This window comes from Bacillus sp. FSL K6-1033 (assembly GCF_038630765.1).
GTDB classification, from domain to species: Bacteria; Bacillota; Bacilli; order Bacillales; family Bacillaceae; genus Bacillus; species Bacillus altitudinis.
This window is the reverse complement of record NZ_CP152041.1, coordinates 1563130-1586519: the sequence shown is the minus strand read 5'-3', so window position 1 is coordinate 1586519 and position 23390 is coordinate 1563130. Positions and strand designations below refer to the sequence as shown.

25 protein-coding genes are annotated in these 23390 nt (G+C 41.5%); all 25 read right to left on the bottom strand.

All coding sequences use genetic code 11. From position 1 onward, the window contains the following. Positions 1–100: 100 nt before the first annotated feature. Positions 101–1798 carry a proline--tRNA ligase gene (locus MHH31_RS08065; RefSeq protein WP_024720366.1) on the bottom strand — a complete coding sequence of 566 codons (1698 nt, stop codon included), beginning with the start codon at positions 1796–1798 and terminating at the stop codon, positions 101–103. A gap of 80 nt (positions 1799–1878) precedes the next feature. Continuing rightward, positions 1879–3144: an RIP metalloprotease RseP gene (gene rseP, locus MHH31_RS08060; RefSeq protein WP_007499546.1), complete on the bottom strand. Its 1266-nt coding sequence runs from the start codon at positions 3142–3144 to the stop codon at positions 1879–1881. A gap of 6 nt (positions 3145–3150) precedes the next feature. Next, entirely contained in the window at positions 3151–4302 is a 1152-nt protein-coding gene (gene dxr / locus MHH31_RS08055; RefSeq protein WP_017359078.1) for a 1-deoxy-D-xylulose-5-phosphate reductoisomerase, read from the bottom strand. 39 nt (positions 4303–4341) lie between these two features. Then, the gene (locus tag MHH31_RS08050) at positions 4342–5136 is read right to left on the bottom strand and encodes a phosphatidate cytidylyltransferase (protein WP_007499550.1); all 795 of its coding nucleotides are present in this window, start codon (positions 5134–5136) and stop codon (positions 4342–4344) included. Positions 5137–5148: 12 nt separating this feature from the next. Next, on the bottom strand, positions 5149–5931 hold the full coding sequence (locus tag MHH31_RS08045; RefSeq protein ID WP_110487244.1) for an isoprenyl transferase: 783 nt from the start codon (positions 5929–5931) through the stop codon (positions 5149–5151). 129 nt (positions 5932–6060) lie between these two features. Further along, on the bottom strand, positions 6061–6618 hold the full coding sequence (gene frr / locus MHH31_RS08040) for a ribosome recycling factor (protein WP_008344764.1): 558 nt from the start codon (positions 6616–6618) through the stop codon (positions 6061–6063). Position 6619: 1 nt separating this feature from the next. Next, the gene (gene pyrH / locus MHH31_RS08035) at positions 6620–7342 is read right to left on the bottom strand and encodes a UMP kinase (protein WP_008344767.1); all 723 of its coding nucleotides are present in this window, start codon (positions 7340–7342) and stop codon (positions 6620–6622) included. Between the two features lie 134 nt (positions 7343–7476). After that, a complete protein-coding gene (gene tsf / locus MHH31_RS08030; protein ID WP_007499558.1) occupies positions 7477–8358 on the bottom strand; it encodes a translation elongation factor Ts in 882 nt (293 codons plus the stop codon). A gap of 91 nt (positions 8359–8449) precedes the next feature. Next, on the bottom strand, positions 8450–9184 hold the full coding sequence (rpsB, locus tag MHH31_RS08025; RefSeq protein ID WP_007499561.1) for a 30S ribosomal protein S2: 735 nt from the start codon (positions 9182–9184) through the stop codon (positions 8450–8452). A 155-nt stretch (positions 9185–9339) separates the two neighbouring features. Continuing rightward, on the bottom strand, positions 9340–9879 hold the full coding sequence (locus MHH31_RS08020) for a hypothetical protein (RefSeq protein ID WP_045034267.1): 540 nt from the start codon (positions 9877–9879) through the stop codon (positions 9340–9342). A 21-nt stretch (positions 9880–9900) separates the two neighbouring features. Further along, positions 9901–10668 (bottom strand): FliA/WhiG family RNA polymerase sigma factor, encoded by a 768-nt coding sequence (locus tag MHH31_RS08015; protein ID WP_007499565.1) that lies wholly within the window; start codon positions 10666–10668, stop codon positions 9901–9903. A gap of 24 nt (positions 10669–10692) precedes the next feature. Next, on the bottom strand, positions 10693–11193 hold the full coding sequence (locus tag MHH31_RS08010; protein ID WP_007499566.1) for a chemotaxis protein CheD: 501 nt from the start codon (positions 11191–11193) through the stop codon (positions 10693–10695). Then, positions 11193–11819, bottom strand: coding sequence for a chemotaxis protein CheC (locus tag MHH31_RS08005; RefSeq protein ID WP_007499567.1), 627 nt, complete (start codon positions 11817–11819; stop codon positions 11193–11195). Before MHH31_RS08005 ends, MHH31_RS08010 begins: the two co-directional genes overlap by 1 nt. A 12-nt stretch (positions 11820–11831) precedes the next feature. After that, positions 11832–12293 carry a chemotaxis protein CheW gene (locus MHH31_RS08000; RefSeq protein ID WP_045034266.1) on the bottom strand — a complete coding sequence of 154 codons (462 nt, stop codon included), beginning with the start codon at positions 12291–12293 and terminating at the stop codon, positions 11832–11834. Positions 12294–12317: 24 nt separating this feature from the next. Further along, positions 12318–14345: a chemotaxis protein CheA gene (locus MHH31_RS07995; protein WP_024720362.1), complete on the bottom strand. Its 2028-nt coding sequence runs from the start codon at positions 14343–14345 to the stop codon at positions 12318–12320. Between the two features lie 5 nt (positions 14346–14350). Next, positions 14351–15433 (bottom strand): chemotaxis response regulator protein-glutamate methylesterase, encoded by a 1083-nt coding sequence (locus tag MHH31_RS07990; protein WP_008344775.1) that lies wholly within the window; start codon positions 15431–15433, stop codon positions 14351–14353. After that, positions 15430–16335 carry a MinD/ParA family protein gene (locus MHH31_RS07985; protein ID WP_144665406.1) on the bottom strand — a complete coding sequence of 302 codons (906 nt, stop codon included), beginning with the start codon at positions 16333–16335 and terminating at the stop codon, positions 15430–15432. Before MHH31_RS07985 ends, MHH31_RS07990 begins: the two co-directional genes overlap by 4 nt. Further along, positions 16332–17450 (bottom strand): flagellar biosynthesis protein FlhF, encoded by a 1119-nt coding sequence (gene flhF / locus MHH31_RS07980; protein WP_017359083.1) that lies wholly within the window; start codon positions 17448–17450, stop codon positions 16332–16334. Before flhF ends, MHH31_RS07985 begins: the two co-directional genes overlap by 4 nt. Continuing rightward, the gene (gene flhA / locus MHH31_RS07975) at positions 17450–19483 is read right to left on the bottom strand and encodes a flagellar biosynthesis protein FlhA (protein WP_008344782.1); all 2034 of its coding nucleotides are present in this window, start codon (positions 19481–19483) and stop codon (positions 17450–17452) included. The genes flhF and flhA overlap by 1 nt, the downstream gene beginning before the upstream one ends. Positions 19484–19512: 29 nt before the next feature. Next, on the bottom strand, positions 19513–20601 hold the full coding sequence (flhB, locus tag MHH31_RS07970; protein ID WP_041507303.1) for a flagellar biosynthesis protein FlhB: 1089 nt from the start codon (positions 20599–20601) through the stop codon (positions 19513–19515). Then, entirely contained in the window at positions 20598–21377 is a 780-nt protein-coding gene (gene fliR, locus MHH31_RS07965; protein ID WP_007499578.1) for a flagellar biosynthetic protein FliR, read from the bottom strand. Before fliR ends, flhB begins: the two co-directional genes overlap by 4 nt. A 6-nt stretch (positions 21378–21383) precedes the next feature. After that, positions 21384–21653 (bottom strand): flagellar biosynthesis protein FliQ, encoded by a 270-nt coding sequence (gene fliQ, locus MHH31_RS07960; protein ID WP_003211206.1) that lies wholly within the window; start codon positions 21651–21653, stop codon positions 21384–21386. Positions 21654–21669: 16 nt separating this feature from the next. Beyond that, on the bottom strand, positions 21670–22335 hold the full coding sequence (gene fliP / locus MHH31_RS07955) for a flagellar type III secretion system pore protein FliP (protein WP_007499580.1): 666 nt from the start codon (positions 22333–22335) through the stop codon (positions 21670–21672). Next, on the bottom strand, positions 22328–22987 hold the full coding sequence (gene fliZ, locus MHH31_RS07950) for a flagella biosynthesis regulatory protein FliZ (protein ID WP_017367249.1): 660 nt from the start codon (positions 22985–22987) through the stop codon (positions 22328–22330). The genes fliP and fliZ overlap by 8 nt, the downstream gene beginning before the upstream one ends. Positions 22988–23005: 18 nt before the next feature. Continuing rightward, the gene (locus MHH31_RS07945) at positions 23006–23368 is read right to left on the bottom strand and encodes a response regulator (protein WP_003212360.1); all 363 of its coding nucleotides are present in this window, start codon (positions 23366–23368) and stop codon (positions 23006–23008) included. Positions 23369–23390 lie beyond the last annotated feature (22 nt).

The following is a 23390-nucleotide window of genomic DNA, read 5'->3' as shown; positions in this document are numbered from 1 at the left end:
GGGTAATCGGTAATTGTTCATCCAAGACAGGACCCTCCTTTTGCAAATCAGAAAGGTACCTCTTTTTTGCAGGAGGTACCTTCATTTTTTTGTTCGTTTTTTATGCTTGGCGTATAAATGAAATCAGTTCATCAACAGATACTTCGTGTGATTCACCTGATTTTCTAAATTTCACTTCGACAATACCTTCTTCTGAACGTTTCCCGCAGCTAATGCGAATTGGCAGTCCAATTAAGTCACTGTCGGCAAATTTGACGCCTGCACGCTCTTGGCGGTCATCGAAAAGGACTTCATAGCCCTCTTCCTGTAAACGCTCATACAGCGTTTCAGCCAGTTCCTTTTGTGCATCGTTTTTCATATTTAAGGCAAGTAGATGAAGATCATATGGCGCAACTGTTTCTGGCCAAATAATCCCCTTGTCATCATGATGTTGTTCAACAATCGCAGAAAGGGTTCTAGAAATTCCGATGCCATAGCAGCCCATGATCATTGGCTGCGCACGTCCATTTTCATCGAGGTATGTTGCATCCATTGCCTCTGAATAACGTGTGCCTAGCTTAAAGACTTGTCCTACTTCAATTCCTTTTGCGAACTGGATTGTGCCTTCACCATCTGGAGAAACGTCTCCTTCTTGAATCAAGCGAAGATCTGTGTATTCCTTCACTGACAGATCACGAGCAGGATTAACATTGACATAGTGATAATCCGATTCATTTGCACCTGCAACTGCATTTGTCATTCCTTTGACAGCGTGGTCTGCATAAATCGTTACTTCCGCTTCAAGCTTCACTGGTCCAACAAATCCTGGTTCTGTTCCGATCACGTCTAGTACTTCCTCACGTGAAGCAAGCTCTACAAGCTGTGCTCCAACTAAGTTTTTCACTTTCACATCATTTACTTCATGATCGCCTCTTGTCAGGACAAGTACATACGCATCGTCCGCTTTAAACAAGACAGATTTGATACATGTAGAAGGAGCCACTTCTAAGAATGACGCAACATCTTGTATCGTCTTCACCTGAGGCGTGTGTACTTTCTCGAGTTCTTTGAAGTCCGCAGGGTTTGCTTCTTCTCCGTGATACACAGCCTCAGCCATTTCAATGTTCGCAGCGTAGGAAGATGTGTCAGAGTATGCGATTGTATCTTCTCCTACTTCTGACAGTGCCATAAACTCATGTGTATCTTTTCCTCCCATTGCCCCAGAATCGGCAATGACGGGTCTAAAGTTAAGACCTACTTTTGAAAAGACATTCGAGTAAGCTGTAAACATTTTGTTGTATGTGTCATCAAGGCTCTCTGGTGAAGAGTGGAATGAATAGGCGTCCTTCATAATAAATTCACGTCCGCGCAATAACCCAAAGCGAGGTCTTTGTTCATCACGGAATTTAGATTGGATTTGATAAAGTGTCAAAGGAAGCTTTTTATACGATTTGACTTCACTGCGTACGAGTGATGTGATCACTTCTTCGTGTGTTGGGCCAAGTGCAAACTCGCGGCCGTGACGATCTTTCATACGCATGAGTTCTGGACCGTATGTATACCATCTTCCTGACTCTTGCCACATTTCTGCTTGCTGCAGCACTGGCATTAACAGCTCAGCTGCTCCCGCCTTTTCCATTTCCTTGCGAACAATGGCTTGAATGTGCTGAATCACTTTATGTGCTAACGGCAGGTAATGATAAATACCGCTCGTGTTTTGTCTAATAAATCCAGCTCTTACTAATAGCTGATGACTTTTTGCCTCAGCATCTGCCGGCACCTCTCGAAGAGTTGGAATGAAAGTCAAGGATTGTCTCATGTCGTTACACCTCATTTAAGAAATAGGACTTCTCACAAAAACTCTTGTTTCCCAGAATGAGAAACAAGAGACATTGGTTTTTATAAAAATAATCGCTGGATGTCATTCCATGTCACTACTAGCATTAATAGCATGAGGAACGCAACACCAATGAAGACAACAAGTGCCTCTTTCTCACGATTAATTGGTTTGCCGCGAATGGCTTCAACGAATAGGAAAAGTAATCTTCCTCCGTCTAATGCAGGAATCGGTAATAAATTCACGATCCCTAAGTTGATACTAAGAAACGCAGCAAACTGCATTAATGTTAACACACCTTGTTTCGCTACTTCTCCTGTCATATCATATATTCCAACAGGACCTGCAAGCATATCTAATGAAAATTGTCCTGTGACAATCTTTTGCAAGTTCGTTAAGATGAGACCTGCTGTTGATATCACTGTCGTTCCTGAGGATGAGATGACTTTGAGAAAGCCATTTTCTGTTGGCGGGTAAGAGCCAAAACGGCCAATGGTTTTTCCTTCGGCCTTCACAGCTTCCGGTACAACTTGAATGGTGCTTTCTTTGCCATCTCGGTCAATGACGACATTCATTTTTTTATCTGGGTTCTTTTGAACCGTTTGAACAACGTCTGTCCAAGAATTCATTTTATCCCCGTTAATTGAAACGATATGATCTCCCTGCATAAGCCCGGCTTGCGCTGCCCGGCCGTCTTTTGTCAGCTTACCAAGTACAGGATCATCCACGGTTACACCTTGAATAAATCCTAAAGCCACTAGAATCACATATGCCAGGATAAAGTTCATAATCGGTCCAGCTGCAATGGCTTTAATACGCTGCCATACTGTTTTTGAACCAAACTGACGGTTGTATGGCGCAATTTGAATTTCTTCACCATCTGCAATATAGAAGCTTGTTTGGCTTACATTGTAGCCAGTCAGAATGTCTTCATTTCCAGCCTCATATCCTGAAATTCTCATCGCATGATCTAAATCAATTTGTTCAACTTCAATGACAAGTGCATCAGGATATTTTTCTTTATCATTTAAAATGATTTTTTCTACTTCATTTTGCTCATTGAATAAGAGCCCCACTGTATGACCCGGTTTAATTTCAATGACTTCAGGGTCTTCTCCAGCCATTTTAACAAATCCGCCGATTGGCAGAAGTCTGATGGTATAGACGGTTTCTTTTCGTTTAAAGGAGAAAATCTTCGGTCCAAAACCAATTGCGAACTCGCGGCATAAAATGCCTGCGCGCTGCGCCATAATTAAATGGCCAAGCTCGTGGAAAAAAACGAGCGTTCCAAAAATAATAATAAACGCAATCACTGTATTCACGAACATACCACCTTATGCGAGGATTGATTGAACAAAGTCTCGTGTATCTTTGTCCACTTCATGGATATCTTGCAAACTAGGCGTTGAAATCACATGATGTCTGTTCAGTGCCTTTTCAATCAATTCTTCAATTTGCAGGAACGTTACTTTGCCTTTTAAAAATGCATCAACAGCTATTTCATTGGCTGCATTAAGCACAGTAGGCATTGTCCCTCCTATTTTACCTGATTCATAAGCAAAATGTAAGCAGCGATACCTGTCAAAATCCGCTTTTTGGAAATTTAATTGTCCAATCTCCCAAAGGTTTAATGATTTCGCTTCTTTTAATGGCGCTCTATCAGGATAAGTGAGCGCGTATTGAATCGGAACCCTCATGTCAGGTGTACCTAACTGAGCCATGACACTTTTGTCATGGAATTCCACCATGGAATGGATGATGCTCTCTTTATGTAACAGCACATCAATTTGATCGTATGGGATATCAAACAGCCAATGCGCCTCAATCACCTCAAGCCCCTTATTCATCATGGTCGCTGAATCGATCGTGATTTTTGCGCCCATGGACCAGTTCGGATGATTCAGCGCTTCTTCTACCGTTACACCTTCAAGCTCCGTGCGTTTTTTATCTCGGAAACTGCCGCCTGAAGCTGTGACGATTAAGCGTTCAATGTTTTTAGCTTGTTCACCTTGCAGGGATTGAAAAATAGCGGAGTGTTCACTATCGACAGGAAGTAAAGGCACGTCATACTTTTTGGCGTACTCTTTTACTATATGACCAGCTGTCACAAGTGTTTCCTTATTTGCAAGTGCGATCGTCTTTTTTTGTTCAATGGCTTTTAATGTCGGTACAAGTCCGACACTTCCTACCAGTGCATTGACCACAACATCCACTGCATCATAGGTCGCTGCTTCGATGTTTGCTTCATCACCCGCAGCCATTTTGACATCGTATTGAAATGAATGACCTTTTAACGTGCGATAGGTCGCTTCGTCTACACATCCAACAAATTCAGGCTGAAATTGTTCAATGATAGGGATGGCCTTGTCTATATTTCTGCCAAACGTCATCGCTTTCAACTTGAATTTGTCTGGATGCTGCCTGATCACATCTAATGTTTGTTCTCCAATTGATCCTGTTGCGCCTAATAGTGAAATATATTTCAAATTGCCACTCCTTCTCTCGTTCAATTAGTTTCTATGAGGTTAGCTAGCAAACGTGGCCAGCAATAAATATAAAAACGGCAGAACGAATAAAAAGCTGTCAAACCTGTCCAAAATTCCGCCATGACCTGGGAGGATTGTCCCTGAATCCTTCACATGGTAATGACGCTTTAAAGCAGATTCCACAAGGTCGCCAAGCTGTCCAAAAATACTGAGCAAAAGAGTAATAAACATAACAAGCAGATATGATGGCAAAAATCCTGTAACCGCCTGGAACACAAGTGACAGCACGACCGCTGTGACGATTCCGCCGATAAATCCTTCTACTGTTTTGTTTGGGCTGATCTCTGGCCAAAGCTTTCGTTTCCCCATAGATTTCCCAATAAAATAGGCACCTGAGTCAGTGGACCAAATAATCACCGCTGCGAAGAAGATCGCACTCATGCCATACAAGCCTCTAATTTGAATAAAATAATAGAAACTAACGCCAATATATAATGTGGCTAATATAACAAAAGCAACCTCATCGAATGTGAAAGAGTTTTTGCTCAGAACTGTATAAGTTAAAAGGATTAAGACTGCAAATAAAGCAATCTGCATTTTTGATGCGTCTACGTTCGGGAAGAAGCTATTTTCTCCGCCCATTAAAAGCCAAAGCAATATTAAGCTGACAATGCCAGGAAAGCTGAAAATCGAAATCTTTTTCATTCTAAGAAGCTCAAAGAGAGCGACACTTCCCATTAAATAAATCAGCAGGGTAAATGGCATTTGTCCATAAATCACTGCAAGTAAAAACACTGCAGCTGCCAGAACACCCGTCAAAATTCTTTGTTTCATCTGCACCACCCTCTAAATTCCACCGAACCTCCGGCCGCGGCGCTGGTACTCTCCGATAGCGTCTATGAGATGCTCATCAGAAAAGTCAGGCCAAAGCACATCCGTAAAGACAAACTCACTGTACGCAATTTGCCAAAGCATAAAGTTGCTTAATCTAATTTCTCCACTCGTGCGAATAAGCAAATCCGGATCTTGAAGAGATTCTGTCATTAAATAAGCTGAAAACATCTCTTCTGTGATGTCTTCTGCTCGAAGCTTGCCTTCTTTGACTTTTTCAGAAATTTGTCTGCATGCAGAAATAATTTCTGTCCGTCCTCCATAATTGAGCGCAAAATTTAAAATGAGTCCGTCATTATTCGCCGTACTCTTTACTGCGTTCTCTACCGCTTTTTTCGTATGCTGCGGGAGGCCGTCTGGATCACCTGTTAAACGTACACGGACATTTTCCTCGATGAGTTCAGGCAGATAGATGTTTAGAAACTCTTCAGGAAGCTTCATTAAAAAGTCTACTTCTAGTTTTGGACGTTTCCAATTTTCTGTAGAGAAAGCATACAAAGTCAGCACTTTGACATTCAGCTCATTTGCAAGCTTGGTCATGCGCTTGACAACTTTCATTCCTTCATGATGTCCTGCTACCCGTGGAAGTGCACGTTTCTTTGCCCATCTTCCATTCCCATCCATGATAATGGCGATATGTTCAGGAATTTCTCCATTTAATATGTCTTCTTTTGTCAGGCTTTCTAAGTTGGAAGCTGCTGTTTGCTGATTCTTCCAATTTTTGAGTATATTGAGCATGAGATTCCTCCATCACCCAAAAAGGTTGCGTTCCCGCTAATAATATAGTCCTCAACAGTATTAACAAAAAAACCCCCTGTAAACATGAAGAGGGTCTTTTCACTATTATCTATTGTACATAGTTTTTTCTTAAACTTCCATGATTTCTTTTTCTTTATCTTTTGTCACTTCATCAATTTTAGCGACATATTCATCTGTCAATTTTTGAACATCCTCTGTAGATGATCTTAATTCATCTTCAGTGATCTCCCCATTTTTCTCTAGCTTTTTCAATTCATCGTTTGCATCACGACGAACGTTACGAACAGCTACTTTTGCTTCTTCTGAGTATTTTCTCACAACTTTTACAAGTTCTTTACGTCTTTCTTCTGTTAGTGCTGGGATCGCAATACGGATCACGTTTCCGTCACTTGTTGGTGTGATACCAAGATCAGACTTTTGGATCGCCTTTTCGATATCACCGATCGCTGTTTTATCGTAAGGTGTGATAATCAGCATACGTGCTTCTGGCACTGTAATTGACGCAATTTGGTTTAGTGGTGTTTGCGCACCATAGTAATCCACTGTTACTTTGTCTAAAAGGGAAGCATTAGCTCTGCCCGCACGGACAGTTGCTAGTTCACGTCCGTATGCTTGAACGGCTTTTTCCATTTTTTCTTTTGTTTGGTTCAACACTTCTTTTGACACGTTATTTCCCCCTCACGATCGTTCCGATTGATTCGCCATTGACGGCACGTTTAATATTTCCTTCTTCCATAATAGAGAAGACGATTAATGGAATGTCATTGTCCATACATAATGAGGACGCAGTAGAATCCATTACAGCAAGCCCTTCTTTTAGTACATCAAGATATGAAAGCTTATCATATTTTACTGCATCCGCATCTGTACGAGGATCAGCACTGTAGACACCATCTACATTGTTTTTCGCCATTAAAATGACATCTGCTTCAATTTCAGCTGCACGAAGTGCTGCTGTTGTATCAGTAGAGAAATAAGGGTTACCAGTACCTGCAGCAAAAATCACGACACGTTTCTTCTCAAGGTGACGGATCGCTTTTCTTCTTATGTATGGCTCTGCAACCTGTCTCATTTCGATAGAGGTTTGTACTCTAGACTGAATGCCAAGCGTTTCTAGGCTGTCTTGTAATGCCAATGAATTCATCACTGTTGCAAGCATTCCCATATAGTCTGCTGTTGCCCGGTCCATTCCTAAGTCACTGCCTGTCTTACCACGCCAAAGGTTTCCTCCGCCTACAACGACTGCAACTTCAACATCAAGTTCTGCAATTTCTTTTACTTGCTTTGCAATTGATTGAATGACAGTTGGGTTAATTCCATTTCCAGCATCACCAGCTAGTGCTTCTCCACTTAGCTTCAGTACAATGCGATTATATTTCGGTTTGCTCATGATAACCTCCAAGTGTAAACTATACCGTCTCTTATTATGCGTAAGAAACCGTCTTTTGTAAATCAATATCCTCTAAAAAATAGGGAACACAGTGCTTGTGCTCCCTAAAAAAGCCCCAGAGAGCTTTTCAAACATTATTTTTTCACTTGGCTCATGACTTCTTCAGCAAAGTTGTCTTGACGTTTTTCGATACCTTCGCCCACTTCATAGCGAACATAAGTTTGAACAGTTGCGTTTTTCGCACCTACAACTTGTTTCACTTTTTCATCTGGGTTTTTAACGAATGCTTGGTCAAGTAAGCAAATTTCTTCGAAGAATTTGTTTAGTCGGCCTTCTACCATTTTAGCAACGATATTTTCAGGCTTTCCTTCTTGAAGCGCTTGTTGTGTTAATACTTCACGCTCACGGTTTGCTTCTTCTTCAGACACTTGGTCACGAGAAATGTATTTAGGGTTTACAGCAGCAACGTGCATTGCGATGTCTCTCGCAAGCTCTTCATCAGTTGTTCCGTTAAGAACCGCTAATACACCGATGCGTCCGCCCATGTGTAAGTAAGAACCGAATGCAGCGTTATCTTCTTTTGTGATGACTGAGAAACGGCGCAGCGTAATTTTTTCTCCGATTTTCGCAATTGCAGAAGTAATATGTTCTTCAACTGTTGAACCATTTTCCATTTTAGAAGCATGTGCTTCTTCAATTGTTGCAGGTTTCGCAGCAAGTAAATGATCAGCAAGTTCGTTAAGAAGATTTTGGAATCCTTCGTTTTTCGCAACGAAATCAGTCTCAGAGTTCACTTCTAGGATAACGCCAGTATTGCCGTCAGTTTTAATAAGAGTTAATCCTTCTGCCGCAATACGGTCTGCTTTTTTCGCAGCTTTTGCGATCCCTTTTTCTCTTAGAAGATCGATTGCTTTATCGATGTCACCATCAGTTTCTGTTAACGCTTTTTTACAGTCCATCATACCTGCACCAGTTTTTTGACGCAGTTCTTTTACTAATTGAGCAGTAATTGCCATTTTACATTTCCTCCTTCTATGTTAAAACACGGATTACTAGGTGAAAAAAAGGTGATAAAAGGCAGTTCCCTCTTATCACCTTTTGAATAGGTTACGCAGTTGTTGTTTCAGTTTCTGTCGTTTCTTCTACAACAGCTTCTTCTTCGCCTTGTTTAGACTCAAGAATCGCATCTGCCATTTTAGCAGTTAGAAGTTTTACAGCACGGATTGCATCATCGTTTGCAGGGATCACAACATCAATTTCGTCTGGATCACAGTTTGTGTCAACGATACCGATAATTGGGATATTCAATTTACGAGCTTCTGCAACTGCAATACGCTCTTTACGAGGGTCGATAATGAAAAGTGCATCTGGAAGACCCTTCATGTCTTTGATTCCGCCTAGGAATTTTTCAAGACGTTCTAATTCTTTTTTCAGTTGAACGACTTCTTTCTTAGGAAGAACTTCGAACGTACCGTTTTCTTGCATTTTTTCGATATCTTTTAAACGTTTGATACGTTTTTGGATTGTTTCAAAGTTTGTTAACGTTCCACCAAGCCAGCGTTGGTTTACATAGAACATACCAGAACGGATTGCTTCTTCTTTCACTGAATCTTGTGCTTGCTTTTTCGTACCAACGAAAAGGATTTTTCCTCCGTCAGCAGCAAGGTTTTTCGTGAAGTTGTAAGCTTCCTCTACTTTTTTCACCGTTTTTTGAAGATCGATGATGTAGATACCGTTACGCTCTGTAAAGATGTAACGCTTCATTTTTGGGTTCCAACGGCGTGTTTGGTGACCGAAGTGAACACCAGCTTCTAGCAATTGTTTCATAGAAATAACTGACATGTTGTTGCCTCCTAATATAATGGTTTTTTTTCCTCCGCTTAAGTCATGTTCACATAAAACTGCGCCACGGCAGCACCTTCATACGAATCATTAAGCGTGTGTATTTAACACCAAGAAATAATATAACACATGATGGACTGACAATCAAGAATCCTTTACAGCTTTCCGCTAAATTTTAATAAAAGCTCGATTTCTGTCTTGCCCGTTTTTAATTCTTTCGCTATTTCTTCTAATGATAGCCCTTGATCATATAAGGCCTTTACTTGATCCTCGAATGTTTCTTCTCTTTCACTTTCAGAAGGCGCAGAAGCTTCTGTTTCGAGACTTGAAACGGGTTCGTTTACCTTCTCTTCCTGCACCTCAACTTCGCTAAGGAGAGCCGACAGGTGCTCTGGAACTGGATCTTCACTTTCTACCGATTGCTGGGATTCAATTGGTGGTTGTGGCTGCTTTGGTGTCTGAAGATCCGATTTCAGCTCTTCAGCAGAAAAATCAGGGGAAGTGGCTGCAGCTTTTGATAGTTTTTCATTCTCTTCTTTGACTTCCATCAAAAATGCAGCCAGGGTATTTTCCGTTTCTTCTAAAAGCTCTCGCTGCTTTTGTTCTGTTGCCTTCAGCGAATTCATTCTCGTGTATAAAATGATCACAAAATAAATAAGTGCAGCATGAAGCATAAAGCTAATCAGCCATAGCATATTTTTTCACTCACTAACTCTTTAAGATTGAATGGCTTTATCAAGCAGATGCTTAAGCTTGAACAATGCCTTTGAATGAATTTGCGAAATGCGGGAGGTCGATAAATTAAGCACTTGACCAATTTCCGTTAATGTCAATTCCTCTTTATAGAAAAGACTAATCACAAGCTTTTCTTTTTCCGAAAGCTCTGTCATTTTTTCGGCAAGCTGTTCAATTAATTCATCTTTCAGCATTTTTTCTTCAGGTGTCACAGTCTTTTCGTCGCGAATCATGACTTGAACGTTTTCTCCGTCTTCTTGATCATGCAGCTTCTCATCAATCGAGAGCAAATTCGCAAAGAACCCTTCATTCATCGTTGTGACCACATCTTGTTCACTCATGCCGAGTTCTTCAGCAACCTCTGTTGGTGTCACATTTCGTAAATATCGCTGTTCAAGCTTTTCAATTGCCGCTTCTACTTTTTTTGTTTTTTCTCTTGATGTACGAGGCAGCCAGTCCTCTTTACGAAGACCGTCGATGATGGCCCCGCGAATTCTGAAGGATGCATATGTATCAAACTTCAGATCTCTTCCGGGGTCAAATTTTTCAAGGGCATCATATAAACCGAGCATCCCTAGACTGATCAAGTCTTCTTTGTGCACTGACTTCGGGAGACCGATGGAAATTCTTCCAACATGATATGTGACGAGCGGCATATAGCGGCGCATAAGATCATCTCCAGCAGCTGGGTCCTTCCACTCTTTCCATCTAGCCCATAGCGCCTGATCTTCGTAATTTAAGGATTGCATCTTTCTCCCCCTATACTTCCTTAGTTATATCTTCATAATGCCTTGTTTCACAGTGCGGATCTCAAGTTCTGTTGTAAGCGGATCGAATTCAATCGTGCGTCCATTGTTTCCGCCCGTGTCCTCACTAATGATCGGGATATGATGAAGAGACAGATGTTCTTTCACAGCTGATACATTTCTAGGTCCAATTCTCATCAGATCATTGGTTGACTTAAATTTAAACATTTCTGCGCCGCCAGCAAGCTTCGCTTTTAGCGCATGTTTACGCGCTCCTTCTTTTAAGAGCAGATCAATTGTATGCTTAACACCTGTATCTGCATACTTAGCCAGGTTCTCTACCGCTCCTTTTGAAAGAGAGGAGTCTGGAAGCATGACATGGACAAGTCCTGCCAGTTTTTTTTCTTGGTCAAAAAGGACAAGTCCTACGCAAGAACCGAGACCGGATGTCCGAATACGGTCCGGTGTTTTCACAAGCTGAACATCCGCTATACCAACCTTTACAACTGCCGGAATCTGCACGTTCATTATAGGTTACCTAATGCTTTGAACAGTTTTTCAAACGATTCAAAGTCTGGTAATAGAAACATATTTCCTTTCAGCTCTTGCTGATTTTGATCATCAAAAATCGATGTATCAATCACAATCGCCTGATCGCCGAGCGGGCTAAACTGCATTAATCCTTCACTAATGACAGCCCCGAACATGTCGAGCGTGACATCTGGAACACTTGGGTGAAGCTGCAGTTTTGTTAAATCGGCAAGTGCTGATAAATAAGAGCCCGCTAAAATATTTCCTAGCTCATGAAGCGCTGATGTTCCTAGCATGTGTTCATGAATCGTATCAATATCAAATGCTGGGTCCTGAACAAGCTCTCTTACAAATTGTTCCGCTTGTTCAAACGGCATAATGAAAAAGATTGAACCGGTAAGATCACCCTCCATTCGCAAAAAGATACTGGCAACTGGAAGGTCTGCTCCACCAAAGAAATCCATTAAATCTTCAAACGAGAGAACTTTGACAAAAGGAACAGCCATATCAATTTTGCGGTTCAATAGGCTGGCAAGAGCAGACGCTGCATGGCCTGCTCCGATATTCCCAACCTCACTTAAAATATCTAGCTGTTCATCTTTAATTTCATTGAAAATGCTCATTTCACATCCCCCTTAATGAACAGGTGCATCTTGCACGCTCTTGTCGAGGACCGCACCAGCATGAATGATATTGAATAGACGCTGATCATGCTTAATAATTCCTGTCACCCATGACAGTCCTTCTTTTTCAGCTGAATCAGTAGAAGTTTCTACCTCTTCCTGATGAACAGTAATGACATCATTTGCTTCATCAACAATCCAGCCGACTTCAATGTCACCAACTTGTACAATAATCATTCTTGTTTCGTCTGTAATCTCGTTGTCAGTTGATCCAAGTCTCACTCTAAGGTCAATGACAGGTGTCACGACACCACGTAGATTAATGACACCGCATATATAAGGGGCAACGCCAGGAACTCTTGTCGGCTGCTGCCATTTTTCAATGGACTTTACTTCTGATACTGAAATGGCGTATTCTTTTTTGTTTACGATAAACACAATCATCTTTTCGCCAGTTTTGATATCTGTACTCATTTCAGACCGCTCCTCTATTGTTTTTTACTTAATCAGTGCATTACAGTCAACGATGAGTGCAACCTGACCGTCACCTAAGATTGTTGCGCCTGATATCGCAAATACGTTTGGTAGGTAATCTCCAAGTGATTTCAATACAACCTCTTGCTGACCGATAAACGAATCGACCACAAATGCTGTTAGCTTGTCTCCTTTACGGACAACAATAATGTGCAGTTCTTCTTCTAAATCATTCGCATTTGGTACGTTGAACTGTTTCTTCAAGTACACAACCGGTACGATAAATCCACGGAAATCAATGACTTCACGATCATGCGTTTGAAGGATGTCACTCTTCTTAATGACAGCCGTTTCTATAATAGAAGAAATCGGAATAGCAAATGTTTCTTCCTCTAGTTTCACAAGAAGTACGGAAATGATCGATAATGTAAGTGGAAGCTGAATTGAGAACAGTGAGCCTTGACCTTCTGTTGAGTTAATACTCACAGAACCACCTAATGATTCCAGCTTGTTTTTCACAACGTCAAGACCTACACCTCGGCCCGAGATATCAGAAATCGTATCCGCTGTAGAGAACCCTGCTGCAAAGATCAATGAATCAATTTGGTGATCTTCAAGCGTTTCCGCTTCTCTTTCTGTAATAACTCCGCGCTCTAATGCTTTTTCAAGGACCTTTTTACGGTTAATCCCGCCGCCATCATCTTCTACTTCAATGAAGACATGGTTTCCGCTATGATATGCTTTTAAAAGAACAGTTCCTTTTTCTGGCTTGCCTTTTTTCACACGTTCTTCTGGTGATTCAATCCCGTGATCGAGACTGTTTCTAAGTAAGTGTAAGAGCGGATCGCCAATTTCATCGATCACTGTTCGATCAAGCTCTGTCTCAGCACCTTCAATGATCAGTTCAATTTTCTTATTGAGCTCTTTCGTCAATTGACGAATCATACGTGGGAATCTGTTAAACACCGTTTCTACAGGCACCATTCTCATGTTCAAGATGATCGATTGCAGGTCTCCAGAAATACGGGACATTCTTTCCACTGTATCCGTGAGTTCGTTGTTTTCAAGTTCTTTGGCAATCTGTTCTAAACGTCCTCTATCAATGACAAGCTCTTCAAACAGGTTCATAAGTGAATCTAGACGATCGATGTTGACACGGATCGTTTTCGTTCCGCCGGCAGCTGCACCGTTATTGCCATTTGCTTTTGGCGCATCGTTTGCTGGCGCTTTAGCAGCAGGAGCTGCGACTTCTTCATTTTTCTGCTCAGGTTTCTCTGCTTTTGTTTCAGCCGGAGCCGCTTCTTCAAAGGCAGAGACTTCAGAAATCTCCACTTGTTCAACCTCTGAGATCGCTGTCACGATTTTTTTCACTTCTTCCATCGGCTGTTTCGATAAGTAAGAAATGCTGAATTCAGATTCAAAATCTTCTGATTCTAAAAGTTCTGCATTCGGAACCGTTTTGACAACTTCTCCTGCTTCGTTCAGTCTTTCAAAAATCATATAGACACGAACGGCTTTTAATAAGCATGCGTCACTTAATGTCACGTTCAGCTCATAACATTTAAAGCCTTGTTCTCTCGCTTCATCAAGAACTGTTCGTTCAAATTCGTTATAGTCTAGGTCGCTTGCAGCTGATGATGCTTCAGCAGTCTCAACGGCAGATGCTGTTTCTGCATGGCTTCCTGTCACATCTAGTTTTTTACTAATCTCCGTGACATCACGTTTTCCATCCCCGCCCTCTGCAATCGATTGAACCATTGCTTCAAGGTGATCGAGTGCTTCAAACATCGTATCCATTGATTCAGGAGTGACAATCATTTGTTCGTTTCTGATGGCATCAAACATGTTTTCTAAATGATGTGTTAATTGAGCCATATCATCAAAGCCCATCGTTGCACTCATGCCTTTCAGTGTATGAGCGGCTCTGAATATATCATTCACTAGCTGCAAGTCTGTTGGGTTCTTTTCTAATTCAAGAAGTTTTTCATTACAAGTTTGTAAGTGTTCTCTGCTTTCATCTAAAAAGATATCTAAGTATTGGTTTACATCCAACGTGTTCACGCCCTCTCTTTTTTCATGGAGCTTATAATTGCATGTGCGATGTCATCCACATGCCTTGTTTCATGTGCAAGGCCTGCTTTAATGACTGATTTAGGCATTCCGAAAACAACACATGATTCTTCTTTTTCTGCAATGACTTTTGTATGACCGCTTGCGACCATTTTTTTGACACCTTCTGTGCCATCACTACCCATTCCTGTCATAATGACAGCGATTTTCTCGTAACCTTTTATGTTGCTGATGGATTCAAATAAATAGTTAACAGAAGGTTTGTGACGGCTGTCAGTGTCTTCTGGGGACAGCCTGATCACTAAAGCTGCCCCTTGTTCATGAAGTGACATATTCAATCCACCAGGAGCTATGTAAGCCACTCCATTTTTAGCGATGTCTCCATCTTGAGCTTCTTTGATTGTAATTTGTGATAAATGATCTAATCTAGTAGCCAGCGATGCCGTAAATCCTGCCGGCATATGCTGCACAATCAAAATCGGCGCCTCTATGTCTTTTGGCAGCTTCGTGACGACTCGTTGAAGCGCCCTAGGCCCTCCCGTAGAAGTTCCGATTGAAATAATCTTTCGGAGTGATGAGCCGCTTCTTACTTCTTGCAGACGGGGAGCGGCCGCTGGAATTGGACTTGGCGGCTTCATGAACGGCTTAGGAGAAACTTGTTTCTCAGTACGTTTTCTAGACAGGCCTGCCGCAAGTACCCGCTCTACAATTTGACCTCTTACTTTGTGTAAATCGAGCGAAATACTTCCTGAAGGCTTTGTCACAAAGTCAAAAGCACCGAGTTCTAAGCAATGGATGGTTAATTCCTTCCCTTGCTTCGTCTGGCTTGACACCATAATTACAGCAAGGTCGTGTTCAGCCAGAATTTGTTTTAATGCTTCTGTTCCATTTAGAACAGGCATTTCCACATCAAGTGTGACAACATCTGGATTCAATTCCTTAATCCGCTTTAAGGCATCTTCCCCATTTCGCGCCGTTCCGACGACTTCAATTTCTTGCTCGGCACTTAGAAAATCACTGATGAGTTTTCGCATAAAGGCCGAGTCATCTACTACAAGCACTCTAATCATGAGTCCACCTTCCTCCTTTTAAAAAAAGAGGACAACTTATCTATAAACGTATGCTGCTCTCTCCGTGCCTCTCTTATCTGCTGATGATACAGTGTTTCAGCCAGCATTTTAATGGTTTTACTTAGCCTTGAATGAGGCTGCTTCATATAAAATGGAATTTGTTCAGTGACTGCTTTAGGAACAGCAGGATCATCAGGCACCGCCCCAGCAAACACAAGCTTTCGGTGTAGAAAGGATGTCACCACTCCTGCTAATTTCCGGTACGTTTCAGACCCTTCTGACGGGGTTTTACACCGGTTGACGATGATTTGAACAGACTGTTCAAACTGATGAATGGCTAAGTGCTTAATTGCGCTGTAGGCATCCATGATGGATGTTGGTTCTGGCGTTGTCACAACGACCACCTCTCCTGCCGATAAGACAAAGGGGAGTTGATCTTTTGACAAGCCTGCACCCATATCAAAGAATATACAATCAAAGTCATTCAATATTTTCTCCATCTCTTCTAAAAAGAACGACCATTGATCTTTGTCTAAAGAAAACAGCTGTTCAAGCCCGCTTCCGCCAGAAATGTAATACAGATTGTCCGTTCCTTTTGTCATAGCCGCTTGGAAGGATTTTTTTCTAACAAGCACGTCTAATATAGAGCTGGTCGATGTTTTCCCTAGTAAAATATCAATATTCCCCATGCCAAAGTCGAGGTCGATGATGAGCACTTGCTTGCCCGTACTTGCGATAGACAGTGCCATATTCAGCGTCAAATTCGATTTACCTACTCCGCCTTTACCGCTCATGACAGCAATGGTTTTCGCTTGTCCATTCGCATGAAGAGAGTTCGGTACAATCAGTTGATTCTGCTGAACAAGCTTTCTTAAACCTTCGGCTTGGTCAGGCTTCATCATTGTAAGACCATCCTTGTCAAATCAAGGGGGGAACTCTCAAGAATATCCTCAGGTACATTTTGACCATTTGTTAAAAACCCGAGCCCGATTTGAGATTCTGCAATGATTTGAAAGATCGTTCCCATCGTGTCTGTTTCATCAACTTTTGTAAAAATAAATTGATCGATTGGAACGTGTTCAAAACGTTTGACCATGGCTTTCATATCTTGATATTTCGATGTCGCACTCATGACGAGAAAACTTTGAATGCTTTCATCAAATGGAATGATATCTGTCAGCTCTTTGATGTACGCCTCTTCTTTAAAGTTACGGCCTGCTGTATCGATGAAAATATGATCATAGTCTTTAAAGGTCTGCTGTGCTTTCACAAAGTCCTCTCTTGAATAACAAACCTCAAGAGGTGCATTCAGCAGTTCAGCATATGTTTTTAGTTGTTCAATCGCGGCAATACGGTACGTATCTGTTGTGATAAAAGCAATTTTCTTTTGCTGCTGAATAGCCGTTTTCGCAGCAAGCTTTGCAATCGTTGTCGTTTTACCAGCACCAGTTGAACCAAACAGCACAATGTATTTCGAACGAATCATCGGCTCATCAGAAGTGTGAGCCGGCAGCATCCCTGTGAGTAGTTTTTCAAGTTCTTTTTCAATCTGCTCTTCTTTCACAGCACCTTTTGTTAAAAGACCCTTTAAGCACTCATCTCGAATCTCATCATCAAGACCTTGATCCTTTAGCTTTTGATCCATTTTCATGAGAGAATCCGGCAAGATCCCGGCATGGCGTTCGTTTCTTGCATATTCTATAGGCTGAGAATGAGAAGGCGCTGCTTTGACTGCTTGAGCAGCAGCCGGCAGCTCTTGTGTAAGGTGTTGAGTCTGCTCCTTTTTCGGTAACACTGGGATAGGCGCAGCTGCTGGTTGTAATCCTTTACCGGCTCTTTCTTCAAAATCTTGATCCAGCACTGCAATCACTTCGACCATTTGCTGTTTCTTTAAACCGAACAGCTTTCGTTTGACAACGGTTTTCGAATTTAATATGACGGCATCCTTCCCAAGCTGCTGCCTGATTTGGATCGTTGCCTCCTGCATAGAATTCGCTGTGATTTTTTTCATTTTCATTAGATATCCACCACTCCGATGCTCTGTACTTCCACATTTGCTTCTAGTTCGTTATAAGATAGTACCGGTAAATCTGGGAAATATCTTTCTAACAACTGTTTGACGTACATTCTTATAGGAGGTGAGCATAATAGAACCGGCGTTTCCTGACGAAGCGAAAGCTGTTCAATTTCTCTCGCCACTGATTGAATCACACTTTCAGAGGATTCTGGATCTAACGATAAGTAGTTCCCATGCTCTGTTTGCTGCACGCTGTCTGCAATCACCTTTTCGACTCGTCCTGAGCATGTCACGACTTTCAGTGATTCATTTTCTCTTGCATACTGTGCAGTAATCTGTCTTGCAAGTGCCTGTCTAACATACTCTGTTAGCAAGTCTGTATCAGTCGTTAATTTTCCGTAGTCTGCAAGGGTCTCAAAAATGGTCACAAGGTTTCGAATGGAGACCTTTTCTTTCAGAAGCTTTGCAAGTACTTTTTGGATATCCCCGACTGCTAGTGGATTCGGTGTTACCTCATCTACTAGAACTGGATAACTTTCTTTCAGATGATCGATTAATTGCTTCGTTTCTTGGCGTCCAAGCAGTTCATGGGTGTTCTGTCTAATCTTCTCTGTGATGTGGGTAGACACAACAGATGCTGGATCGACCACTGTATACCCAAGCATTTCAGCCTGATCTTTTTCTGCTTCTGATATCCATTTTGCCGGCAGACCAAAGGATGGTTCGATTGTTTCAATTCCTTCAATCGGATCATCATCAGGCGTTGGAGACATCGCTAAGTAATGATCGAGCAGCAGCTCTCCTTTTGCCACTTCGTTCCCTTTTATTTTGAGCCTGTATTCATTCGGGTTCAGCGCAATGTTGTCTCGAATACGGACAACTGGAATGACAAGACCTAGTTCAAGAGCAAGCTGCCTTCTGATCATGACAATTCGGTCTAGCAGGTCTCCGCCTTGATTGGCATCTGCAAGTGGGATCAACCCGTAGCCAAATTCAAATTCAATGGCATCCATTTGCAGGAGATGAATGACGCTTTCTGGACTTTTCATCTCTTCTACCTCTGCCTGTTCTTCCAGTACTTCTTCAATCTCTTCTTGATCCTGTTTGTTTTTCGACATCATGTACGCACCGAGTGCAAGTAAACCTGCGATCGGCCCTGTCAAAAGTACGCCAATTGGCGTAAACAATCCAAGCAGGAAGATCGTACCTGCTGTGACGTAAAGCATGGCAGGGAAGGCAAAGAGCTGACCCGTAATGTCTGAACCAAGGTTTCCGTTAGAAGCCGCTCTCGTGACAACAATCCCTGTCGCTGTTGAAATAAGAAGTGCAGGGATCTGCGAAACAATTCCGTCCCCTACTGTTAAAAGAGTAAAGTGGGAAGCTGATTCTTGAATTGACATTCCTTGCTGAATCATCCCAATAATGATGCCAAAAATAATATTGATAATAACGATGATAATACCTGCGATGGCATCCCCTTTAACGAACTTACTTGCACCATCCATCGCACCATAAAAGTCTGCTTCTCTTGCTACTTTTTCACGGCGGTTTCTAGCTTCACTTTCTGTCAGCATTCCTGCATTCAAATCTGCGTCAATACTCATCTGTTTACCTGGCATCGCATCGAGTGTAAATCTGGCCGCAACCTCTGATACACGCTCTGCCCCTTTGGTGATGACAATAAACTGAATGATGATCAGAATAAGGAAGACAACCAGACCAACGAGTATATTGCCCCCAACAACAAATGATCCAAACGTTTCTACAACCTTACCAGCATCTCCAGTTGATAAAATAGAACGGGTTGTAGAGATGTTAAGCCCTAAACGAAACAGTGTTAAGAGCAAAAGCAAAGATGGAAAAATGGAAAATTGCAGTGGTTCTTGCATGTTCATTGTGGTGAGAAGCACGATAAGCGCAAGAGAAATATTAATAATGATTAAAATACTTAATAGGATGGGCGGAAACGGTATGACCAGCATCGCCACGATTAAAATAACACTGAATAAAACAGATAAATCTCTTGCTGACATGCCTGTTCTCTCCTTTTAAAACCAAAAATTCATAAAATCTTTTGTTTCGTTTTATATACGTAAGCCAAAATTTCTGCGATCGCCTTAAAATACTCTTCCGGCACCGCTTGGTCGATATCCACTTGATCATAGAGGGCGCGGGCGAGTGGCCGGTTCTCTACAGTCATGACATCATGTTCTTTCGCAATTGTTCTAATTTTCAAAGCCAAAATATCTGTTCCCTTTGCTACAACATAGGGCGCGTCCATCTTTTCTTCGTCATATTTCAAGGCAATTGCGTAGTGGGTCGGGTTTGTAATGATGACGTCCGCTTTTGGGACTTCCTGCATCATCCGTCTCATGGCCATTTCCCTTTGCCGCTGTTTAATTTTTGATTTTATGAGCGGGTCACCCTCTGATTTTTTATACTCATCTTTGATGTCTTGTTTAGACATCCGTAAGTTTTTTTCATAATCAAATTTCTGATACATATAATCAAGCCCTGCTAAGATCATGAGAGCACCTGCTGCATATAGACCCATAATCAAGGTCATATTTGCCACGAAATGAAGAGTTTCCTCTGCTGTTAATAAAGGAAGCCTCAGGATATCGTCAAAGTGCATCCAAAGTGCAATAAATGTCGCAAAACCAATTAAACCAATTTTCAAAATGGATTTTAATAGCTCTACGAGGGCTCGAATACTGTATATTCGTTTAAACCCTTTGATTGGATCGAGTTTTTCTAATTTCGGTTTGATTACTTCTGTCGAAAAGAGAAAGCCAACCTGCAAATAGTTACTAATGATCCCTGCCAGCATACCAACACCAAGGATTGGCATGAGGAGGAGTCCTGTTTCCTGAAGCAATTCCACAAATAGTTGATGAATATTAGATGTGCTAACCTTCATTAGCATCGTTGTTGAATAAAAACGTTCAATGAGCGCAATAATACGCTCTTTCATAAAAGGCCCAATAAAAAAGAATGATAAAAAGATTAGTAGAAATGAGATGGCTGTATTGACGTCGGTACTTTTGGCAACCTGCCCTTTTTTACGTGAATCCCGTCTCTTTTTCGGTGTTGCTTTTTCTGTTTTTTCACCTGCGAAAAATTGCAAGTCGAGTCTAAGTCTTGTCGTCATGACGAACCACCGACCAATGCTAAGAAATTCCTCATGGTGAGCACAATCGTTTCAAATGTATTTTGGACGACCCCGAAAATGACACCCATACAAATGATGATCATAATAAAACTCACGCCCATTTTAATGGGAAGTCCAACGACAAATACGTTCATTTGCGGAACTGTACGTGCCACAATTCCTAATGCCAAATCGACTAAAAACAAACTAGCCACAACAGGTGCTGAGATTTGAAAGGCTATGATGAACATTTGGTTGAAACTCTTTGCAATAAAGTAAGCAAAGGATTCACTACCGAAGTTCAGTGCATACTGGTCAACTTGAATATATTGAAAACTGTAATAGATTCCATCAAGCAGCAAATGATGTGCATTTGTTGCCAGCATCAGTAGCAAGGTCACCGTATAAAAAAACTGCCCCATCAGCGGCGTTTGCGCCCCTGTTTGTGGATCAATAATATTGGCAATCGCAAAACCCATTTGAAAATCGATGAATGAGCCGGCAATTTGAACTGCGGACACCATGATATATGCAATCAGTCCAAGCAGAAGTCCGACCATTGCTTCTTTCACGGCAAGCATCATGTAAAGACCGTCGATATCGAGTGCTGGCGGTTCTTTAATGGTGCTAAAACTAATGACAGCCAAAAACAGTGAAAAACCAACTCTGTGAACTGCTGGTATCGTTCGATGCGCTAATAGCGGCACTGTCACGAAAAAAGCGGTGATCCGAATGAAAACGAGAAGAAAGGCAGGAAATAATTCTATGATTGACATCTCTGATTAACCTGCAAATCGATCTAAATTCGAGAACAGCTCTGTTGTAAATGACACAATTGTTGAAAGCATCCACGGACCAAACACAACAAGTCCAATGAGCACTGCAACAATTTTTGGAATGAACGCAAGCGTCTGTTCTTGGATTTGGGTTGTCGCCTGAAACACACTGACAATTAGTCCCACGATTAGTGCGAGCGCTAGAAGCGGCCCGCTGACAAGTAATACAACATACACTGATCTTTCAGCCATCGTAATGACAAATTCTGAACTCATGTTTTAAGCACCTACTCTAAAAGCTTTGCAGCAAAGATTTAACAATCAAATACCATCCATCAACTAATACAAATAACAATATTTTGAAAGGGAGCGATATCATAACCGGCGGAAGCATCATCATCCCCATCGACATCAGGACACTTGCGACCACCATGTCAATAATTAAAAATGGAATAAAAATCATAAAACCAATTTGAAATGCCGTCTTTAATTCTGAAATTGCAAACGCTGGTACCATCGCCGTTAAGGGAATATCTTTAATCGATTCAGGGGTATCCATTTTTGCGTAACTAAGAAATAAAGCCAAATCTTTCTGTCTCGTATGTTTACTCATAAACTCTTTAATTGGCACTTCGGCTTTTTCATAGGCCTGATTTAACGTAATATCATCATTTAAAAGCGGCGTGAGTGCCTCTTTATTAATCTCTGAAAACGTGGGTGCCATAATAAAAAATGTAAGAAACAAAGCAAGTCCTACAAGCACTTGGTTTGGCGGCATTGAGTTGGTTGCAAGTGATGTTCTGACAAACGAAAGAACAATCACAATCCGTGTAAAACAGGTCATTAAAATAAGAATGCCTGGTGCAACTGAAAATACAGTTAACAATAAAAGAAGACGGACAGATGTGCTAATATTCCCTGCGCCACTGGAATTAAATAAATCGATAAACTCATTCATTTTGTTTCGGGCCTTTCTTTCTGACTTCTGATTGGGTCTTTTTCAATTCGGCTAGCTGCGCCTTTAAATTGGCTGAAAAAGAAGAAGTGGTCGGCTGATCGTGTTTCTTCACTTGCGATGTTAATTTTTGCATCATTTTCGGTAAGTCAGTCTTACTTTCCATCGCTTCTTCGTATTGTTTCACAATCGCTTCGCATTCTTGTTCATCATCGATTTCTTTTAGCAGCTGGATTGAGTCTGCTACGCCGACAACTAATACTCGTTTGCCCACTTTGATCAGCTGAACTGAACGATTTTGACCAACCGTCGTTCCGCCAATATTTTCAACATAGCGAAATGGCTTGAGTAAGCGGTTTTGCTTTCCAACAAATCTCACCAATCCGTAAATGAGCAGGATGACAAAAAGTAAGGCACCAATCATTTTGACAAAATCCATAATGGAGACAGAAGAAGAGGGAACTTCTTCTGCCGGATTCGTTTGATTGTCAGTGGTTTTCTTTTCTGTATCCTTTTTGCTTTCTTTCTCATCTTTGAGCCAGTCATTCACTGTGCCATTTTCAGAATCTTTTGTTTCAGCAAACAGTGAGGCTGGCTGCGCTGTCAAGAAAAGCATAAAACTGATCATTGCTATACATATCAAACGTTTTTTCAACAAGTCTTACACCCTTTTTTAGCCTAACGTTTTATTAATTGCTTCAAGTACACGGTCTGCCTGGAATGGCTTCACGATAAAGTCTTTTGCACCTGCTTGAATGGCATCAATAACCATTGATTGTTGTCCCATCGCTGAGCACATAATGATTTTTGCAGAAGCATCGATTTGTTTAATTTCTTTTAATGCTGTGATCCCGTCCATTTCTGGCATTGTGATATCCATTGTGACTAGATCAGGAGATGTTTCTTTAAATTTTTCAACAGCTTGTGCGCCGTTTTCTGCTTCTCCTACTACATCAAATCCGTTTTTTACAAGAATATCCTTAATCATCATTCTCATGAATGCTGCATCATCTACGATTAATACCTTAGTAGCCATTTACTTATTCTCTCCCTATATG

Coding starts and splice junctions, on each gene's coding strand:
- flhA (WP_008344782.1), bottom strand. CDS start 19,483: ATGTCAGCAAGAGATTTATCTGTTTTATTCAGTGTTATTTTAATCGTG.
- MHH31_RS07945 (WP_003212360.1), bottom strand. CDS start 23,368: ATGGCTACTAAGGTATTAATCGTAGATGATGCAGCATTCATGAGAATG.
- rseP (WP_007499546.1), bottom strand. CDS start 3,144: ATGTTCGTGAATACAGTGATTGCGTTTATTATTATTTTTGGAACGCTC.
- MHH31_RS08020 (WP_045034267.1), bottom strand. CDS start 9,879: ATGCTATGGCTGATTAGCTTTATGCTTCATGCTGCACTTATTTATTTT.
- fliR (WP_007499578.1), bottom strand. CDS start 21,377: ATGTCAATCATAGAATTATTTCCTGCCTTTCTTCTCGTTTTCATTCGG.
- MHH31_RS08050 (WP_007499550.1), bottom strand. CDS start 5,136: ATGAAACAAAGAATTTTGACGGGTGTTCTGGCAGCTGCAGTGTTTTTA.
- fliP (WP_007499580.1), bottom strand. CDS start 22,335: ATGAATGAGTTTATCGATTTATTTAATTCCAGTGGCGCAGGGAATATT.
- MHH31_RS08010 (WP_007499566.1), bottom strand. CDS start 11,193: ATGAACGTGCAGATTCCGGCAGTTGTAAAGGTTGGTATAGCGGATGTT.
- MHH31_RS08005 (WP_007499567.1), bottom strand. CDS start 11,819: ATGAGCATTTTCAATGAAATTAAAGATGAACAGCTAGATATTTTAAGT.
- MHH31_RS08015 (WP_007499565.1), bottom strand. CDS start 10,668: ATGCAATCCTTAAATTACGAAGATCAGGCGCTATGGGCTAGATGGAAA.
- flhF (WP_017359083.1), bottom strand. CDS start 17,450: ATGAAAATGAAAAAAATCACAGCGAATTCTATGCAGGAGGCAACGATC.
- fliQ (WP_003211206.1), bottom strand. CDS start 21,653: ATGAGTTCAGAATTTGTCATTACGATGGCTGAAAGATCAGTGTATGTT.
- rpsB (WP_007499561.1), bottom strand. CDS start 9,184: ATGTCAGTTATTTCTATGAAACAATTGCTAGAAGCTGGTGTTCACTTC.
- MHH31_RS08065 (WP_024720366.1), bottom strand. CDS start 1,798: ATGAGACAATCCTTGACTTTCATTCCAACTCTTCGAGAGGTGCCGGCA.
- flhB (WP_041507303.1), bottom strand. CDS start 20,601: ATGACGACAAGACTTAGACTCGACTTGCAATTTTTCGCAGGTGAAAAA.
- tsf (WP_007499558.1), bottom strand. CDS start 8,358: ATGGCAATTACTGCTCAATTAGTAAAAGAACTGCGTCAAAAAACTGGT.
- MHH31_RS08000 (WP_045034266.1), bottom strand. CDS start 12,293: ATGAGTACAGATATCAAAACTGGCGAAAAGATGATTGTGTTTATCGTA.
- MHH31_RS08045 (WP_110487244.1), bottom strand. CDS start 5,931: ATGCTCAATATACTCAAAAATTGGAAGAATCAGCAAACAGCAGCTTCC.
- pyrH (WP_008344767.1), bottom strand. CDS start 7,342: ATGAGCAAACCGAAATATAATCGCATTGTACTGAAGCTAAGTGGAGAA.
- MHH31_RS07985 (WP_144665406.1), bottom strand. CDS start 16,335: ATGATGAAGCCTGACCAAGCCGAAGGTTTAAGAAAGCTTGTTCAGCAG.
- MHH31_RS07990 (WP_008344775.1), bottom strand. CDS start 15,433: ATGATTAGAGTGCTTGTAGTAGATGACTCGGCCTTTATGCGAAAACTC.